Source organism: Pedobacter sp. 05L430 (assembly GCF_056397585.1).
Window position 1 is genome coordinate 1 of the sequence record NZ_JBFTNT010000059.1, and the last position, 19,686, is coordinate 19,686.

The 19,686-nt window shown below is 39.2% G+C and carries 13 protein-coding genes; 11 read left to right on the top strand and 2 right to left on the bottom strand.

The window, feature by feature from the left end; translation table 11 throughout:
- Positions 1-1,246, bottom strand: a 1,246-nt coding sequence (locus AC1DG9_RS11265) for a ligand-binding sensor domain-containing protein (RefSeq protein WP_477634641.1), incomplete at its 3' end; no start/stop codon positions are given.
- A gap of 205 nt (positions 1,247-1,451) precedes the next feature.
- On the opposite strand from AC1DG9_RS11265, the gene AC1DG9_RS11270 reads away from it, so the two are divergent.
- From AC1DG9_RS11270 to AC1DG9_RS11320, 11 genes are all read left to right on the top strand, one after another.
- Positions 1,452-4,463: a SusC/RagA family TonB-linked outer membrane protein gene (locus AC1DG9_RS11270; RefSeq protein ID WP_477634642.1), complete on the top strand. Its 3,012-nt coding sequence runs from the start codon at positions 1,452-1,454 to the stop codon at positions 4,461-4,463.
- 10 nt (positions 4,464-4,473) lie between these two features.
- Entirely contained in the window at positions 4,474-6,003 is a 1,530-nt protein-coding gene (locus AC1DG9_RS11275; protein WP_288882388.1) for a RagB/SusD family nutrient uptake outer membrane protein, read from the top strand.
- Between the two features lie 10 nt (positions 6,004-6,013).
- Positions 6,014-7,078 (top strand): glycoside hydrolase family 43 protein, encoded by a 1,065-nt coding sequence (locus AC1DG9_RS11280; protein WP_288882390.1) that lies wholly within the window; start codon positions 6,014-6,016, stop codon positions 7,076-7,078.
- Entirely contained in the window at positions 7,075-9,135 is a 2,061-nt protein-coding gene (locus AC1DG9_RS11285) for a family 43 glycosylhydrolase (RefSeq protein WP_477634643.1), read from the top strand. Before AC1DG9_RS11280 ends, AC1DG9_RS11285 begins: the two co-directional genes overlap by 4 nt.
- A gap of 65 nt (positions 9,136-9,200) precedes the next feature.
- On the top strand, positions 9,201-10,304 hold the full coding sequence (locus tag AC1DG9_RS11290) for a cellulase family glycosylhydrolase (RefSeq protein WP_477634644.1): 1,104 nt from the start codon (positions 9,201-9,203) through the stop codon (positions 10,302-10,304).
- Between the two features lie 389 nt (positions 10,305-10,693).
- On the top strand, positions 10,694-12,037 hold the full coding sequence (locus tag AC1DG9_RS11295) for a MutS-related protein (protein WP_337715127.1): 1,344 nt from the start codon (positions 10,694-10,696) through the stop codon (positions 12,035-12,037).
- 96 nt (positions 12,038-12,133) lie between these two features.
- Positions 12,134-13,384 (top strand): beta-ketoacyl-ACP synthase II, encoded by a 1,251-nt coding sequence (gene fabF, locus AC1DG9_RS11300; protein WP_477634645.1) that lies wholly within the window; start codon positions 12,134-12,136, stop codon positions 13,382-13,384.
- Positions 13,385-13,733: 349 nt separating this feature from the next.
- A complete protein-coding gene (locus tag AC1DG9_RS11305; protein WP_477634646.1) occupies positions 13,734-15,362 on the top strand; it encodes an acyl-CoA carboxylase subunit beta in 1,629 nt (542 codons plus the stop codon).
- Between the two features lie 106 nt (positions 15,363-15,468).
- Positions 15,469-16,431, top strand: coding sequence for a thioredoxin-disulfide reductase (gene trxB, locus AC1DG9_RS11310; RefSeq protein WP_048904563.1), 963 nt, complete (start codon positions 15,469-15,471; stop codon positions 16,429-16,431).
- 118 nt (positions 16,432-16,549) lie between these two features.
- Positions 16,550-18,457 (top strand): beta-N-acetylhexosaminidase, encoded by a 1,908-nt coding sequence (locus AC1DG9_RS11315; protein ID WP_288880531.1) that lies wholly within the window; start codon positions 16,550-16,552, stop codon positions 18,455-18,457.
- A gap of 52 nt (positions 18,458-18,509) precedes the next feature.
- Positions 18,510-19,121 carry a hypothetical protein gene (locus AC1DG9_RS11320; RefSeq protein ID WP_288880528.1) on the top strand — a complete coding sequence of 204 codons (612 nt, stop codon included), beginning with the start codon at positions 18,510-18,512 and terminating at the stop codon, positions 19,119-19,121.
- A 2-nt stretch (positions 19,122-19,123) separates the two neighbouring features.
- Here AC1DG9_RS11320 and AC1DG9_RS11325 read toward each other — a convergent pair.
- A partial coding sequence (locus AC1DG9_RS11325) for a LuxR C-terminal-related transcriptional regulator (RefSeq protein ID WP_477634647.1) occupies positions 19,124-19,686 on the bottom strand: 563 nt, incomplete at its 5' end.

Consider the following 19,686-nt stretch of genomic DNA (forward strand, 5'->3'; position numbering starts at 1 on the left):
GTCCACGCTCAAAAGTTCCAATCCATAGCTCATCATCCACAACAAGTAACCCGTGAATGTTTGTATGTGATATACTTGTTTTATCTCCGGTAGGCTTAAAATGCTCAAAAACACCTGTTTTATGGTCCAATTTATTTAGCCCGCCATCTTCGGTACCAATCCAGATATTACCCTCTTTGTCGTTACAAATCTCTCTAACCGCGTAGCCGCTTAAACTGTTGCCTCCGCCCTGGGGGAAGAATTTGTCGAACGAAGTATATTGATTAGGGTAGTAGTTTACCCCTCCAAAATATGTTCCTGCCCATATTCCTCCTTCTTTATCCCGGGCTAATGTATATACCGCGTTGTCAGAAATTGAATATGGATCGTTAAACTTATTCCGCAGGTTACTGTATTTACCTGTTTTTATGTTGTAAATGAACAGACCAGATTCTGTAGCTATCCAGTATTCAGTGTTATCTTTAGTAATAAAATCCCTTGCATAGATGGGTGTTTGATCTGGGTTTGCAACTAAAATATCTTTGTAAGTGAGGGTGTTGAGGTCAAATGTTTTAATACCCTGGTTCGATGTCCCAATAAAAAAGAATCCTTTTCCCGTATCATGCAGTTTTTCTATCCAGGACGAAATCGTTGGCTTAGAATTAATAAATACATTATAATTTTCAAACGTATTTTTTTTGTCGTTGTATTTCTGAATAAACCCATCCGTTGTTGAAACCCAAACCTCATCATTTGCAGTAATAGTTAAAGATGTAGCTCCTGAGTATACCCTTTGTTCAAATGTGTTTAGCTTTTTAGATTTCTCGTTATATCTGCAAAGCGTTAAACCTGCTATATACCAGATGTTACCTTTACGATCTAGCTTAATATCCCTTATATCTCTGTTTTTCGTAGATTCAACAAGATCAAAACTTTCATTTAATGGATTGTATTTGTATAGCCCGATCAGTGTGCCAACCCAAATGTTCTCATTCTTATCTTCATAAAGGCTGTGTATAAAGTTATTGCCTATGCTTTTAGGATTGTCGGGGTCATTCCTGAAAATTTTAAAGGTATAACCGTCAAATCTGTTCAGACCATCTTTAGTTCCAAACCATAAAAATCCTTTTCTGTCCTGCAAACTGCAGATTACAGAATTATAAGATAAGCCGTTTTCAACCTGATAATGTCTGAAGGTATATGACTGTGCGAATGTTGAAACGACCACACCAATGAGTATGGATAATATCAATAAAAACTTGTTCAATGCTATTTTATATTGGTTATTATAAAGATAGGTTGAAAACCCCCAAAAAGGAACATGAATTCCTTATTTCTGCCATTATTGGAGGAATTGAGACAAATTGAACAACGTTTGATCAGTAAGATCAAATGTTAATTCCTCAATTAGCATAACAATTCATGCCGTTACGGAATGAGTTGAACCAACCAAATATAAATTGTAAATGAGCATGAAAAAAAAATTACACTTTAGCAAAGAGTTAAAGCTCTGCTTTATTCTTAGTTCATTATTTATCCTCTGTTGCCAGGCAGTATTTGCACAGAGCAACATAACTGGAACCGTATCAGATAWATCGGGACCATTAATAGGAGTTGGGGTGCAGGTCAAGGGAACATCTGCATCTACCACAACAAGTCAGAATGGTGCTTATACCATTTCAGTGCCTAATGCCGGAAATGCAGTTCTTGTGTTTTCTTATATCGGTTACACTACTCAGGAGGTTGCAGTTAACGGCCGATCAACCGTTAATGTATCCCTAGTTGAATCAGCTTCCGATTTAAGTGAAGTAGTAGTAGTAGGTTACGGAACGCAGAAAAAGAAGGACCTCACAGGTGCTATCTCTATTGTAAAGGCATCAGATGTTCAGAAAAGACAAGGAACTACTGTTGCAGAATCATTACAGGGTTTAGCTACCGGTATCAGAGTAAGGGGCGGTGGACAACCCGGTTCGGAAGCGCAGATCCAGATCAGAGGATTAAAGAACTTTGGGGCTAACAATCCGCTGTATGTAATTGATGGTTTGGTTACCAGTGCCAACCGCGACTTTAATCCGGCCGATATTGAATCCATACAAATTCTTAAAGATGCATCTGCAGCAGCCATCTACGGGTCGAGAGCAGCGAATGGCGTAATTATCATTACTACCAAAAGAGGTCTTGATGGTCCTATGAAAATAGAATTTTCAGGAAAAAGTAGCTTGCAAACTATTCCCAGGTATGATCTTGCCGAAACAGAAGAGTTTTCGAGATTAAATTTTATGGCTTATGATAATGCCAAAATAAACCGCCAACAGCTGGATCTAAATACAAATACAGATTGGCAGGATGTAGCATTTAGAACAGGAAATGTACAGGATTATAACCTAAGTTTCTCTGGTGGAAGTAAGGATGCTACCTATTTTGTTTCAGGTGGTTATTTTGGAAACAAAGGTACGGTAATCAGTACTGATTTTGATCGACTTAGTTTTAGAGTTAATACAAAAGGGACCAAAGGCATATTTACCATTGGTGAAAATCTGGCAATAAGCAGTTCCAAAAACAACGAGATGTCGGGTAACCCAATACTTGATGTTGTTCGTATGTTGCCTACTATACCAGTTTATGATGCCGGCCATCCGGGAGGGTATGGTTACGGAGACGAAGCCAAAGCCAGAACATTTGGAACTAATCCGCTTGCTATAGCGAACCTTGAAGATCGTATAAATCAAAATTTAAGAATCAGAGGTAATTTATTCGCTGAATTGCAATTACTTAAGCCATTAAAGTTCAGAACTAGTCTTGGTTACGAAACCAGCAGAGATCATTATACTTATTTGAAAAAGGATGGATTCTGGACACTTAACCAAGCTTATGACCCTGCAATACTAAATGAGAATAGAGGAGAGTCATCCACAGTCCTTATAGAAAACACACTTACTTTCAATAAAGAATTTGGCAGACATTCATTAACAGTTATCGGTGGACAGTCTTATCAAAAAGATAATTATGCTTTAATGTGGGGAACTAAGCGTAATATCTTACAGAACTCTACCACAGGTCACTATTATGATGTTTTAGATCAGGGAAATGAAGCACAAACTGGCGGTTACAGGAATCGCGCAGATCTCATTTCTTACTTCGGCAGGTTAGAATACAATTATGCCGATAAGTATTTACTAAATGCAGTTATCAGAACTGATGGTGTTTCCAGATTTGGGCCTGATTATAAATTTGGTAGCTTCCCATCTGTGTCGGGTGCATGGCGTATCAGTAAGGAAGATTTTTTCAAGTCTTCCTGGATTGATGATCTGAAAATAAGAGCTAACTATGGAACTTTAGGAAGCAGTGATATTGGTGCATATGAATATATGGCCTTTGTTAATACCTTCTCTGCAATTCCAATGGGGCCAAACCAAAATCTTCAGTCAGGTTCAACTCAGGTACAGCTTGCAAACAGGGATTTGCACTGGGAAGAAGTAACTCAGCAAAATTATGGTATTGATGCTGCTTTTCTTCACAACAAACTTTCAATCAGTGCTGAATACTTTATTTCAAAAACAGACGGAGTATTAATCCGCTACCCATTGCTTATTTCTACTGGTAATGATGGAGGAAATCCTTTTGTAAACGGTGGTATATTAGGTAACAGAGGGTTTGAGTTTACTGCATCATATGTCGAAAACTCAAGTGAATTTAAATACAATGTTACTGCAAACTTAACCACGTTAAATAATAAAGTACTGGGTTTGGGCTATAACAAGAACAAAACTTTTGTCGGCAATACGGTTACCGAAGTTGGTCAGCCAATTGGTATGTGGTATGTACTGCAAACAGATGGTCTGTTCCAGAATGCAAACGAAGTCGCTAGTTATAAAAATGCAAATGGTAAAGTTATTCAGCCTGCTGCTCAGCCTGGTGATATTCGTTATAAGGATAACGATGGTGACGGTGAAATCACAAATAAAGATAAAGTAGTTGTAGGGAGTCCATGGGCCGATTATGAGTTGGGTTTAAACATCGGGGCCGCATATAAAGGGTTTGAATTTTCTATGGACTGGTTTGGTTCTTTTGGCTCAAAAGTGTTTAACGGACCAAGAAGTGTAATGGATAACTTCTCAGACAATTCTAACTATCGCGCCGGTGTTCAACCATGGACTCCTGAAAATCCTAACACAAGTGTACCTCGCGCTTTTTATAGCAGTACCATCAATGCCAGGGGCGATACCGATCGTTGGTTGGAAAATGGAAGTTTCGCACGTATGAAATACATTGGTATCTCTTATAATATCCCAAATACACTATTAAAAAGAATAGGATTTAATAATGCTAAGGTGATTCTCTCCGGACAAAATCTGATCACTATCACTAAGTATACAGGACTGGATCCTGAATTTAGTAACGGAAGTGTTTTTGAAAAAGGATTTGACTTTGGTGCATTTCCTAACTTAAGAACAGTATCTCTTGGTTTAAACTTCGGATTTTAATATTAGAAACATGAAAAAGATAATTTCAAAAATATTAGTGCTTAGTGCACTCGTCCTGATGTTCTCCTGTAAAAAGTCATTGTTAGATCAGGACAACCCAAATACATTAACAGTTGACCAGTTCTGGAAAACTGAAAGCGATGCCCAAAAGGGTGTAAATGCAGCATATGCCATGTTTTACCAAAATGGTGGGTGGAACAGGTGGATTTATTTCAGACTGGATTTAACTTCTGATGAAGGATGGAGCAACAGTCCGTGGACTGAGCTTGGCGATTGGACCCGTTTCCAGTATATCAATTACAATTTCTGGGAAGGTAATGTGAACACTTACAGAGATACTTATAAGGCAATTTTCAGGTGTAATCAGGTATTGACCTATGTGCCGGAAATTCCTTTTGCAGATGCCAAAAAGAAAGCAGAAATACTTGCACAAGCTAAGTTCCTGAGAGGGTTTTATTACTATTACGCCGCTATATTGTGGGAGAACTTTCCTATTGTAACCACCATTCAAACACCAACAGATTTGCCTGCACAAAGCTCTTTAGCTCAGGTTTGGGCACAGGTAGAAAAAGACCTTACAGAGGCAAGCGCTGACCTGCCAGAACAATGGACCGGAGGTGAGATTGGGCGTGCTACAAAAGGCGCAGCACAAGCATTGCTAGGTAAAGCACTGATGCAACAACATAAATGGGCCGATGCTAAAACCGCTTTTGACTATCTTGTAACTGGTGCAGGAAAAAATTATTATGATCTTGTTGATTATAAAGATAACTTCAGAGCAGAAAACGAAAATAACAAGGAGTCTGTATTTGAAATTCAATTTTCTGATGTCAATAAATCTGCAGAAGGTGACGGGCCAAGTGCAAATGTGGGTAGTAATCGTGCTCAATTTTTTGCACCTAGAAGTATAGGGTGGTCAGATGGACAAGCCAGATTCTGGTTGGTTAATGAGTTTAAAAAAGAGAAAACTACTGATAATAAAATTGATCCAAGGTTAAGATATACCTTGTTCTACCCTGGTCTTGAAGCTGATTTTGGCGATAAGACTTATGGCAGAAGCTGGGAGTGGGGTGCTGATGAAGCCTGGTTCAAAAAATACTCACGTGACTATATGCGCAGTAATGAAGATTATTTTAATCAGGTTAACAACAGGGTAATTCGCTTTGCCGATGTTTTACTGATGTATGCAGAAGCATTGAATGAGCTTGGGCAAACTGCGGATGCTTATCAATACGTAAACCGTGTACGTACCAGGGTAAACATGGCTGGCCTGGCTACTGCATATCCTGCAATTGGTAACAATAAAGACCTCTTCAGAGAGCGATTGAAAGTAGAGCGAAGCTTAGAACTTTGTGGTGAAAGTGTTAGATGGGCCGATTTAAAAAGATGGGGTGACCTTGACAACAAAGCGAATGTAGATAAAGTTGCATTACGCGACCCCGACTTTAAGAATTTCGTTGTAGGAAAACACATCAGATTGCCATTGCCACAGGTCGAAGTAGACAATAACACTAACCTTTCACAGAACCCTAATTATTAATTCAGAAACTATGTTTTTAAGAAGTGTAACCATTATTCTGCTATTGCAAGCCGTAGTTGGTTGTAGCAAGAGCCAGAAAAAGTCTGAACCTGATAAAGACAAGCCTGCGCCTGCTATAACCACTTTCACAAATCCCCTGCTCAGCAGCGGACCAGATCCATGGGTTATCAGAAAGGATGGGTATTATTATTACATGAATACCCAGGGAACTCAGGTTTCTATACGTAAAACAAAAGCCCTTTCACAGTTAAGCAGGGCTGAAGTTACCGTGGCTTATAAAGCACCTGTATCAGGTGCAGATTCAAAGAATATATGGGCACCCGAACTACATTTTCTGAACAACAAATGGTACATCTATTATACTGCCGGATCTTCTGGAGATTTATCTACCCAGCGCATGTTTGTGCTGGAAAACAGTAATGTCGATCCTACAAAAGGTAGCTGGGTTGTAAAAGGACAGATAAAGGATAACAATGCTGATTTCTTTGCCATAGATGCTACGGTGTACTCCAGCAATGGTAAAAATTACATTATCTGGAGCGGACATATTTCAGCAACTGATAATACACAGCGATTATATATTGCCCAGTTAGCCGATGAACCATGGAAAATGGCTACACCAAGAGCAGAGATTTCTACTCCAACATACGACTGGGAAAAGATAGGTTTACCTCATGTAAATGAAGGGCCCGAAATCCTAACCAACAAGAATGGAAGAACCTTTCTGATCTTTTCGGCCAGTGGTTGCTGGACAGATGATTATTCTTTGGGTATGATTAGTTTAAAAGAGAACGGCGATCCACTGAAGCCGGCAGATTGGACCAAAACAGATAAACCGGTGTTTACTAAGAAACCGGAAAGCGGAGCTTATGGCCCAGGCCATAACAGCTTTTTTAAATCACCAGACGGAACGGAAGATTGGATTCTTTATCATGCTAATCCCAGAGCGGGGTTAGCATGTTCTAACGACCGTAGCCCACGGATGCAGAAGTTTACCTGGAATGCCGATGGAACACCAAATTTTGGTGAACCTGTAAAGATCGATACGCCAATCCTAAAACCTTCAGGTGAATGAGAGTAGTTATCCAAATCTGTACTATAGTACAATTCTGCGCACTGCTGTCTTTTGGCTGCGGTAAAAAGAACGAAACGGTTAGTGTTCCACAAAAACCATCCGTTAAAAGCCATATCGAATGGGATTATAATACCTTAAAAAAGGTCTCCTCATCTGCCGCAGGCGAAAGGTATTGCGGATATGCCAGGATGATTCAATTGCACGATCAATCGCTCTTAGCCATATATGAGGCCGATGGAAATATTGTTAGTGTCAAAAGTGCCGATCTGGGAGCGACCTGGTCGGCACCTGTTTCAGTTGCACAACGCGCCAATGGCACAAATATGTCTGTACCAGATATATTGGAATTAAAGGATCATTCCTTACTGGCTTGTTATAACCCAAGACCGTACGACATTTCTCCTTCCAGAAAATTTGGTATCCGCACCAAGAAAAGCTATGATGGCGGACTCACCTGGAAAGACGAGAAACTGCTTTATGAGGCAGGGTATGAATTTAAAAATGGATGTTGGGAGCCATCAGCAGTGCAATTGCCCAATGGGGAAATTCAATTGTACTTTGCTAATGAGGGAGACTACCTAAATTCCGATGAGCAGAATATTTCCATGCTACGTTCCAGCGATAACGGACAAACATGGACTGAAAAACCTCAAATTGTAAGTTTCAGAGCAGGGAAACGAGATGGTATGCCGGTGCCTCTATTGCTTAGCAATGGAAAAGAGATCGCTTTTGCTATAGAAGACAATGGCTTTGACGCATTTAAACCTTACATCATCAGAAATACTTTAAAAGACAATTGGGCAAGCACTGTAGATGCTGGCAGCGCCAACCGAAGCTACGCCCTGGCAGATAAAATTGCCGATAATATCTATGCAGGCGCACCTTATTTAAGGCAATTGAAAACCGGCGAAACCATACTTTCTTATCAAGGTACCGAAGGGCGTATCAATAAAATGGAATTTGCAGATATGAAGGTGGTTATCGGAGATGATGAAGCACGTAATTTCAATAGAAAATCTACACCATTCATTATCCCGGCAAACAAGTCGTGCTTGTGGAGTAGTGTAGCTGTTTTAAACGACAACACCATTGTTGCGGTAACCAGCACAAATGCCTATTCTAACCATTCCGAAATCTGGATGATAAAAGGACGTTTGGTGCAAGATCCTATAGCACTTGCCGATCCTACCATATTCCTGGATAACGACAAGTATTACTTGTATGGCACTAGTAGTGATAAGGGCTTTGAAGTATATGAGTCGTCAGATTTAAAGAACTGGAAAGGCCCTGTAGGTAAAAGCAACGGTTTCGCCCTTGTAAAAGGAGAATCTTTTGGGAGTAAAGGCTTTTGGGCACCACAGGTTTTTAAACACAAAAATGCCTATTACATGGCTTACACCGCTGATGAACAGATTGCAATAGCGAAAAGCGATAGTCCACTAGGGCCCTTCAAGCAAGAGCAGATAAAGTCGCTGTCTGGTATTGGCAAACAGATTGATCCCTTTGTGTACTTCGATACCGACGGTAAAACCTATATGTACCATGTAAAGCTTAAAGAAGGCAACAGGATTTTTGTTTCAGAGATGAAATCTGATCTTTCTGATGTATTGCAGGAAACCACCAAAGAGTGTATTAGCGGAGTGCTTCCATGGGAAAACACTGAGAAAACAGATTGGCCGGTTACCGAAGGGCCAACAGTAATAAAACATAAGAATTTGTATTACCTGATCTATTCTGCAAATGACTTTCGCAATAAGGATTACGCAGTAGGTTATGCCACTTCAACTTCGCCTATGGGGCCATGGAAAAAATATGCAGGCAGTCCGATCATRAGCAGAGAGAAACTAAAGCAAAATGGAACGGGGCATGGCGATTTGTTTACCGATAAAGCCGGAAATTACAAATATGTAATGCATACTCATCATTCTGCTACAAAAGTATCACCACGGTCAACCGGAATTATAGATGTAAAGTTTGCTAAAGGCGATGAAGCTGATGTGCTGCAAGCCGATGAATCGACATTTAAACTTCTTTTTACTGGTGCCGAAACCAAATAAAAACACCACATTTAATAAACATACAGAATGAACAAATCACTAAATTATAACTAGAACCTTTTAAAATGAGAAATCTAAAAACCTATTATCTAGCACTATGCTTGCTTGGGCTCGCGTTTCAGTCGTGCGTACAAAAACCAGCAGATCAAACTTCACAAACAGAACAAAAGCCAAGAGAAATATGGACTGTAGAACAGGCCAATAAATGGTATGAGCAATGGGGCTGGTTAAGAGGTAGCGACTTTATACCAAGTACTGCAATCAATCAATTAGAAATGTGGCAAAAGGAAACTTTTGACCCGACAACTATTGATAAGGAACTGGGTTATGCTGAAGGAATTGGCATGAACTCAATGCGCGTTTACCTGCATCATGCTGCCTGGCAACAAGATAAAGATGGCTYCAAAGGAAGGGTAAAACAATATTTAGATATCGCCGATAAGCACCATATCTCTACCTTGTTTGTGCTATTTGATGATTGCTGGAATCCAACTTTTAAAACCGGAAAACAACCGGAACCAAAAATTGGTATTCACAATTCCGGCTGGGTAAGAGACCCGGGAGATCTGTATTATCAGGACTCTACGCTTGTAGATACGCTTGAAACTTATGTTAAAGATGTACTAACAACGTTTAAAGATGACAAACGCATTGTACTTTGGGATCTTTACAACGAACCTGGAAATTCAAACTACGGCAACAAAAGCATGGATCTGCTTAAAAAAGTATTTGAATGGGGCCGTACAGTTAACCCTAGTCAGCCGCTTTCTGTAGGGGTATGGAAATTAGATTTGAAAGAACTTTCAGATTATCAGATTCAGAATTCTGATGTAACCACTTATCATAATTATGGCGATGTAAAGGATCACCAAAAATGGATTGATACCCTTAGAAGTGTTTCTAAACGCCCGCTTATCTGTACTGAATATATGGCAAGATCAAGAAACAGCTTATTCAGCAACATCATGCCTATCCTTAAAAAAGAAAATATTGGTGCTTACAACTGGGGCTTGGTGGCAGGAAAAACCAATACTATTTACGCATGGGATAGCCCAATGCCTGATGGAAAAGAACCTAAACTATGGTTTCATGATATTTTCAGAAAAGACGGTAGCCCGTATAAAAAAGCAGAAGTTGATTCTATAAAAATGCTTACCGGAAAGCAGTAAGCGTTTATTAAAATTCAGTTACCTAGGCCGTTGTTGTTTACGACGGTCTTGGTTCTTTAATGCGGTCGTCATCTCGACGATAGGAGAGATCTCTTGATTATGCCAATTTGCTTTGTAGCTATTTAAAGGTCAGAGATCTCTCCTATCGTGGAGATGACGACCTTTAAGCTACCTCTTATTGGGCTTAATCAAGGCAGATTAAGGACTGGGAGCAGATTGCGTCGGAAAACATGCATCTTTTCCCGAACCAGTCCCGAACCAGTCTCGAACCAGCGTTAACGCAGGCCATACCAAGCTTCATAGAAGCCCCATAGTTGATCATAAAATAAATGCACTTAAAAAGCATAAAATGTTGTAAGTTCATTGATGAAAATCAACATGTTTTGTGAATGGTTCCATTTGATATAGATAATCAAACTTTAAACGATCTCGAGATATTTGAAAGTGCCGCTAGTGAAAAGTGCATTTTCTCTTTTTTCGACTTCAGCTCAACCATAGGAGGGAAAGAGAAGTTAAGGAGCCTTTTTAATCATCCTCAAACTGATATTCAGATAATTGAAGAGAGAAAAAATCTTATCCAATATCTGTTGAAGTATAATAAAACTATAGCCTTCGATAAGGAATCGCTTGATTTTATTGAGTTCTACTTACGTCAAAATGATAAGCCCAACCAGCCGGCTGCTATAGATATTATAGGGGTTACTTCCAGATTTTTCTTTAAGAACAATCAGCAACAGTATTTAAGACAACGCGGGGCTCAGGAAGTATTAAAGCTGATCCATTTGTTGTATGACTTTTGCAGCGAATTAATTATTGAGAACGCTCCTGAACTACTAAAATCACTCCACAATAAAGTTCATGGAATGATAGAGAGGCAAGCAGACATTAAGCACCATAATCAAATAAGACCTCACACTTTTAAACTCTTTGATTTAGAGAAATACGATTTTATAATCAGAAATTCAGAGGTCACAGAAATTAAGGAACTTCTGGGAATTTGTTATTCGTTAGATGCCTATTTATCAGTTGCAAAATCTGCAAGAACTTACGGCTTGTCATTTCCTGTATTCAATTCTTCAAAGGAGAGATCAATTGTAATTAAAGGGGTATTTCATTTATTTGTGAAGCACCCAATACCCAATAACATCGATTTCAGTACTGATAAAAATGTTTGTTTTATTACGGGAGTGAATATGGCAGGGAAATCGACCTTGCTAAAATCTATTGCAATATCCATATATCTAGCCCATTTGGGCTTTCCTGTTCCTGCAGAAAGTATGGAGACCAGCATTTTTGATGGCCTCATTACTACGATCAATCTTTCAGATAATTTGAATCAGGGATATAGCCATTTTTATAACGAGGTATTAAGAGTAAAGCAAGTTGCACAAAAAGTAACCACATCTAACAATATGGTGGTTATATTTGATGAGCTGTTTAGAGGAACGAATGTAAAAGATGCCTACGATGCTTCACTTTCAATCATAACAGCATTTAGCCAGATCAGAGGGAGCTTTTTTGTTATTTCAACACATATTGTTGAAGTGGCTAAAGAGCTAAATGATAACAGTAATATTAATTTCCGCTTTTTGGAAACCAGGATAATAGATGGGAAACCCATGTTTACTCATGAGCTGAAAGAGGGTATAACTGATGAACGCATGGGCATGTGGATAATTGAAAATGAGGGGATAATGGAAATATTGAACAATATGACACATTGTAACAAATAAATGCCCACCAGATTTAAGTATTTATGGTAATTTTGCAAAAGAAATAACTCGGTGAGTTTAAACAAACGCACCGCTAAATATAAAATAGAAGTGAATATGAAAAGAGTAGTAGTAACAGGTTTAGGTGCTGTAACCCCGGTGGGAAATAMAGTAAAAGAATTTTGGGACAATATAGTTGCCGGTAAAAGTGGCGCAGCTAAAATAACAAAATTTGATACCTCAAAATTCAAAACCAACTTTGCTGCTGAAGTGAAAAACTTTGATGCCGAAGCCTATATTGATAAAAAAGAAATCAAAAAATATGATTTGTATACTCAGTTCGCTATTGCAGCCAGCGATCAGGCCATCAAAGACTCAGGATTAGACTTTACAACAATGCCTGAAATTGAACGCTATGAAGTGGGTGTGATTTGGGGATCTGGAAATGGTGGTATCGGTACTTTTGAAGAGCAATTGAAAGAGTATCATCTTGGTGATGGAACTCCTAGATTTAGCCCTTATTTTATCCCTAAAATGATTGTTGATATTGCCGCTGGTGTAATTTCAATACGCAATAAACTCCATGGTCCTAATTATGCTACTGTTTCGGCATGTGCATCTTCTAACACTGCAATTATCAGCGCTTTTGATTCTATCCGTTTAGGCAAGGCCAACATTATGGTAGCGGGTGGTTCCGAGGCMGGTATTACTGAATCTTCAGTAGGTGGTTTTAACTCAGCACATGCTTTATCAAAAAGAAATGATGATCCTGAAACTGCTTCGCGTCCGTTTGATGTAGACAGAGATGGCTTTGTAATTGGTGAAGGCGCTGGTGCTTTGATTTTGGAAGAACTCGAGCATGCCCAAAAAAGAGGTGCACATATCTATGCAGAAATTGTTGGTGGTGGTATGGCAGCTGATGCTTATCACCTTACTGGTACGCCACCGGATGGTTTAGGGGCATCTTTAGGTATTTCTAAAGCACTTGCTGATGCAGGGATAACTCCTGATAAAATTGATTATATCAATGCTCACGCAACTTCTACAGGTTTAGGAGACGCTGGAGAATTAAACGGAATTAAAAAAATATTTGGCGATTTGCCTGTTAAAATTAGTGCAACCAAATCTATGACCGGTCATTTACTTGGTGGTGCTGGTGCTATAGAAAGTATAATCAGTATTCTTGCCATCAGAGATGGAATTATTCCGGGAACTATCAACACTAGAAATCTTGATCCTGCAATTCCCGAAGGCTTAAATATTGTATTAGGTAAATCTATTCACCAGCCTGTTAATTACGTGCTGAACAACACATTTGGTTTCGGTGGTCACACTGCAACTTCTGTGTTTAAAAAGTATGAAGCATAGTAAATAATTAATTGTTTTTTACGTAGGGTGGTATTTCTAACTTTGCAATAATCGTCTTTCTTGTAAAGACGATTATTGTGTAAATTGTCTTTACAAGAAAGACGATTTTGTCTATGGAGCGATGAATATGGCTGAACAATCGTATCTTTTTAAAAGGACTACTTAAAGCTGCCGGTTATTGTAAGGCTAAGGAAGCATGGGTTATCACGCTCGAAGAAGAAGAATTAACCATAGATGGTGTACATATTCTAATAATGCCAGCTTGGAAATGGATGTTATAGTTTTACCTCTATACCAAAGCCCGAATTGGACTTTTGTTCTCCTAATAATAAAGATTTAACTTGCCTGTATGAACATAGAATTCAATAAGAATGAAGACGTTAATAAACAGTCAGTTTATGACTTAAAAACCCGGCTCAAAAAGATATATAAAGGTGGGKGAGAGAAGAACGCTGCTAAACAAAAGGACAAGGGTAAATTATTGGCAAGAGAACGCATCTCTTACCTGATAGATAAAGAAAGTCAGTTTTTAGAAATTGGTGCTTTTGCGGCAGATGAAATGTATGCTGAGCAGGGTGGTTGTCCATCGGCCGGTGTGGTTTGCGGTATCGGATATGTATCGGGCAGGCAATGTATGATTGTTGCGAACGACGCTACCGTAAAAGCAGGTGCCTGGTTTCCTATGACTGCTAAGAAAAATCTTAGGGCGCAGGAAATTGCAATGGAAAACAGACTGCCGGTAATCTATCTGGTTGATAGCGCCGGTGTTTATTTGCCTATGCAGGATGAGATTTTTCCTGATAAGGAACATTTCGGACGAATGTTTAGAAACAACGCGATCATGTCGGCCGATGGGATTGTTCAAATTGCTGCAATAATGGGCTCATGTGTGGCTGGTGGTGCTTATTTACCGATCATGAGCGACGAAGCAATGATTGTTGATGGCACAGGTTCTGTGTTCCTGGCAGGGTCATATCTTGTTAAATCGGCAATTGGCGAAGATGTGGATAATGAAACCCTGGGTGGAGCCACTACCCATTGTGAAATATCTGGTGTAACCGATTATAAGCATCCTAATGATCAGGCTTGTTTAGATAGCATTCGTAACATCATGAGCATGCTGGGTGCACCACAAGTAGCCGGATTTGATAGAATTAAGCCAGCTTTACCTAAGCTCGATCCTGAACAAATTTATGGAATACTGCCGGAAAACAGAGAAAAGCCTTATGATATGCTCGAGGTAGTTCAACGCTTGGTAGATAACTCTGAATTTGAAGAATACAAGAAATTGTATGGACAGAGCATCATCTGCGGATTAGGTCGTATTGATGGCTGGGCGGTTGGTATAGTTGCCAATCAGCGTAAAGTTGTTAAATCCAAAAAAGGGGAGATGCAGTTCGGGGGAGTAATTTATTCTGATAGTGCTGATAAGGCAACACGGTTTATCATGAATTGCAACCAGAAAAAAATCCCTTTGGTGTTTTTACAGGATGTTACCGGCTTTATGGTAGGCAGCAGATCTGAGCATGGAGGCATCATTAAAGATGGTGCAAAAATGGTAAACGCGGTTGCAAACTCCGTTGTGCCTAAGTTTACCATTGTAATAGGAAACTCTTATGGTGCCGGTAATTATGCCATGTGTGGTAAAGCATATGATCCGCGATTGATTTATGCCTGGCCAAGTGCTAAAATTGCAGTTATGGGTGGCTCGCAGGCCGCTAAAGTGTTGTTGCAGATTCAGGAAGCAYCACTAAAAGCAAAAGGAGAGGTGATTACACCGGAAAAAGAAGAAGAACTGTTAAAAGAAATTACCGATAGGTATGACAGTCAAACTACTCCTTATTATGCTGCGGCAAGGTTATGGGTTGATGGCGTTATTGACCCTTCAGAAACCAGAAAAGTAATTTCTATGGGTATAGAAGCGGCCAATCAATCGCCTATAAAGAAGCAGTTTAACGTAGGTGTTATCCAGACTTAGGCGGAATTATAATCTGGAAATCACAATGTTGCGTTTGTTGTGCGCTAGCGTTTGACGGATAGCGGGATAAAGCGTAATTTTGTACTTTAATAAGAAAGAAACATATATGTCAGAAGAAATAGAACACGTTCAATGTTTAATTATAGGTTCAGGTCCGGCAGGATATACTGCTGCAATTTATGCAGCCCGTGCTGATCTTAAGCCAGTTATGTATACTGGTATGGAACCTGGTGGTCAATTAACGCAGACTACTGATGTTGATAATTTCCCAGGATACCCGGGTGGCATTATGGGCCCTGAGATGATGGAAGATTTCCGTAAACAAGCAGAACGTTTTGGAACTGATATCCGTTTTGGATATGTAAGTTCTGTAGACTTTTCATCTTTGCCTCACAAAGTAGTTGTTGATGAAATTAAAACCATCACAGCTGATACTGTAATTATCTCGACAGGTGCCACAGCTAAGTGGCTTGGTTTGCCTAGTGAACAACAATATAATGGTTTTGGTGTATCGGCATGTGCGGTATGCGACGGATTTTTCTTTAAAGGACAGGACGTAGCGATAGTTGGTGCTGGTGATACTGCTGCCGAAGAGGCTACTTACCTTGCAAAGCTTTGTAAAAAAGTATACATGATTGTGCGCAGAGATGAGTTCAGAGCTTCAAAAGCTATGGTACACAGGGTATTAAATACGCCAAATATTGAAGTAATTTATAACTCTGAAACTAAAGAAATTCTGGGTAACGGTAAAAATGTTACTGCGGTAAGAATAGTAAATAACCAATCTGGTGCAGAAACTGATTTGCCAGTTGAAGGTTTCTTTGTGGCCATTGGCCATAAACCTAATACCGATATCTTTAAAGGATGGTTGGATATGGATGAAACTGGTTATTTAAAAACAATCCCTGGAACTTCTAAAACCAACATAGAAGGTGTTTTTGCCAGTGGAGATGTTCAGGATCATTATTATCGCCAGGCAGTTACAGCCGCTGGTTCTGGTTGTATGGCGGCTTTAGATGCAGAGCGTTATCTGGCGGCAAAAGAACACGAAGTAAAAGAAGTGTTGTAAGTATCATTTTAATAGAAATATGGGCAGAATCGTATGATTCTGCCTTTTTTTTGCCCGCCTTTCTCTAAGATTTTTTTATCTTGGGGCTTGATTTAAAATAAATTATTTAACCTAACACATGAAAAGATTATTATCAGTTGCTCTCGTGGCATTTATGTCTGTGGGTGCATTTGCGCAAACAGATGCCAATATGGGCATTATTCCTGCCCCCGTTTCGGTAGTAAAGAAAAGCGGAGCCTTTAAATTGGACAAAACTGTTGTAYTGATGTCTGCAGATGCAGCCAATGCAAAGATGGCAGATTTGCTAAACGCTTCTATTACCACGAAGGCAGGATTTGCACTTAGAGAAACAAAGGCTATAAAAGCCAATGAAAGAGCAATTGTATTAACCTCGGCAGGGGCTGATAAATTACCTGCAGAAGGTTATACTATTGATATTACTGATAAAAAAATCACTGTAACAGGTAAAGATGCAGGATTGTTCTATGCAGTTCAGTCTATGATTCAGCTAATGCCTGAAAAGAAAAATAATGAGCTAACCATAAGTGCAGCAGAAATTAACGATTATCCTCGTTTTAAATACAGAGGAATGCACCTCGACGTTGGACGCCATATGTTCCCGGTAGCTTTTATCAAGAAGTACATCGATTTGATGTCTCAATATAAATTAAATAATTTCCACTGGCATTTAACTGAAGACCAGGGATGGAGAATTGAAATCAAGAAATATCCTAAACTAACAACAGTTGGTGCAACCAGAAGCGGCACCATTATTGGTCACCACCCTGGAGTAGGTACAGATAATAAAGAGTACAAAGGTTTTTATACCCAGCAAGAGGCTAAAGAGGTTGTTGCTTATGCAGCAGCAAGATATATTAACGTAATTCCTGAGATTGAGCTTCCTGGCCATGCATCAGCAGCAATTGCGGCATATCCTGAATTAAGCTGTTTCCCTAACAGAGATACTTTTGTTGATGTTAAAACACCTTGGTCTGGTTCCAGAAAAGGAAAGCAAGTGCAACAGCAATGGGGTGTATTTGATGATGTATTTGTGCCTAGCGACAATACCTTTAAATTTTTAGAAGATGTGTTGGACGAGGTAATCGCGATTTTCCCTTCTAAATATATTCATATCGGTGGTGATGAGAGCCCTAAAGAATACTGGAAAGAAAGTGAGTTTTGCCAGAACTTAATTAAAAAACTTGGGTTAAAAGATGAGCATGAGTTACAAAGCTATTTTATCCAGAGAATCGAAAAACACATCAATGCAAAAGGCCGTTCAATTATTGGATGGGATGAGATTCTTGAAGGTGGTTTAGCGCCTAACGCTACTGTAATGTCGTGGAGAGGTACAGAAGGTGGTATTGCAGCGGCAAAACAAAACCATGATGTGATCATGACTCCGGGCGGACCTATTGGACTTTACTTTGATCATAAACAATCTAATTCTGTTGACGAACCAACAAATATTGGTGGTTTAGCACCTTATTCTTTAGCATATGCTTACGATCCAATGCCAAAAGAATTAACTGCAGATCAGCAGAAACATGTTGTGGGTGTACAGGCTAACCTGTGGACTGAGTATATTCAAACTCCAGAAAAAGTGGAGTATATGATCTTACCAAGAATGTTCTCATTGGCAGAGATTGCATGGAGCAAGCTTGACCGTAAGGACTTTAAAAACTTCTCTGAAGAGCGTATTCCTGTGCATTTGGCCAGATTAGATAAAACCAACACAAACTATTGGGTTCCAACTCCGCTTGGATTAACAGCAGAAAAAGTAATAAACGGTGAAGAATTTAATCTTGATCTGAAAGCACCAATACCAGGTTCAAAAGTATTTTATACTTTAGATCTTACACGTCCGTCTGAAACTGCTAACTTAGTTAACAGCCCTGTTAAAGTGATTGTTCCTAAAGGCGAAAAACGTGTTTTAAAAACTATTGTAATCGCGCCAAGTGGTAAACGCAGCGTTGTTACAGAAACAATTTTGAACAATGGTGCTTCGGATGTAAAAACTAAATAGTAGTTTGCATTGTATAAATTGTATTTACATTAAAAAGTAAATGATGAAATTGATGAAATACTTAATAAAGCAGCCTCTTCTATTTGCGGGGCTGCTTTTATTGGCTTCTTGCAGCGACTCTTCTAAGAAAGATGAAGCTGTAAAACAGAGTGAACCTGTTGCAGCTAAGCAAAAAGGTCAGTTTGTTTTTTACAAGGATATAGCGATAAGACCAGGTATCAATTTTGAGGTAGTAAGCTGGGGTAAAGGGGTTGATAGCGTTGGTGGTTATCTGATACTGATGTCCGATTCGCTTAAAAGCAATTACAAATCGTTTTCTAATGAACGTAGTGGCATTATAACTGATGCCTGGAATATGGATTTAGATAATGATGGTAACCCGGAAATTTACATCGAGCTGTTAAGCAAGAAGAATGTTCTGGATCTTAACGTTTTCGAATATTCTGATGGTAATTTTAACAAGATCACCTTCCCGGCATTAAGTGATAGAGCTAAAAAGACCTACGCAGGTAATGATAAATTCGTTATCAAGAATGGCGACTTGTTCCGCACTTTTCCTATCGTAAATTCAAAAGATACTACTGAAAAGGATGGCACTTTAAAAACATTACAATATAGACTTAGCGGTAATAGCTTCTCTATATCTGAAATAGAGAGTGAATAGGTTTATATCAGCTTATTGGTTCTTGCCACATTTATGGCGTCAGCTTTCGAGTTGACGTCTAACTTAATGTAAATGTTCTTTACATGGGTTTTAACCGTTTCTACATCTATAAATAACTGATTGGCGATCTGGCCACGATCTTTACCTTCGGCTATTAATTCCAGTATCTGTGTTTCTCTTTTGGTAAGCGGCGAATGCTGGTTTTTTTGAAGAGACATAATTACTTTCTTTGAAACATCTGGGCTCATGGGGCCGCCGCCATGCATTACCTCTTTAATTGCGTCGATTATTTTTGATGAAGGCGTATTCTTGGTAAAGTATCCTGAAGCACCATTTGCCAATGCATCCAGTATTATTTTTTCGGTTTCATAAACAGTAAGCATAATGATGTAAACATCAGGCAGCATCTTTTTTAGTTGCGGTAAAGCGTCAATGCCGCTTGTACCGGGCAGCTGTATATCCAATATGATCACATCCGGGTTGTCTTTTGCAATTTTAAGCTTTGCAACATCAAATGAAGGATAAGCATTTACCACGGTATATGGAGAGGTATTGTCTATCAGGT

Excerpts from the sequence above, each read along its gene's own strand:
- trxB (WP_048904563.1), top strand. The coding sequence starts at position 15,469 with ATGTCAGAAGAAATAGAACACGTTCAATGTTTAATTATAGGTTCAGGT.
- AC1DG9_RS11275 (WP_288882388.1), top strand. The coding sequence starts at position 4,474 with ATGAAAAAGATAATTTCAAAAATATTAGTGCTTAGTGCACTCGTCCTG.
- AC1DG9_RS11295 (WP_337715127.1), top strand. The coding sequence starts at position 10,694 with ATGGTTCCATTTGATATAGATAATCAAACTTTAAACGATCTCGAGATA.
- AC1DG9_RS11280 (WP_288882390.1), top strand. The coding sequence starts at position 6,014 with ATGTTTTTAAGAAGTGTAACCATTATTCTGCTATTGCAAGCCGTAGTT.
- AC1DG9_RS11320 (WP_288880528.1), top strand. The coding sequence starts at position 18,510 with ATGAAATACTTAATAAAGCAGCCTCTTCTATTTGCGGGGCTGCTTTTA.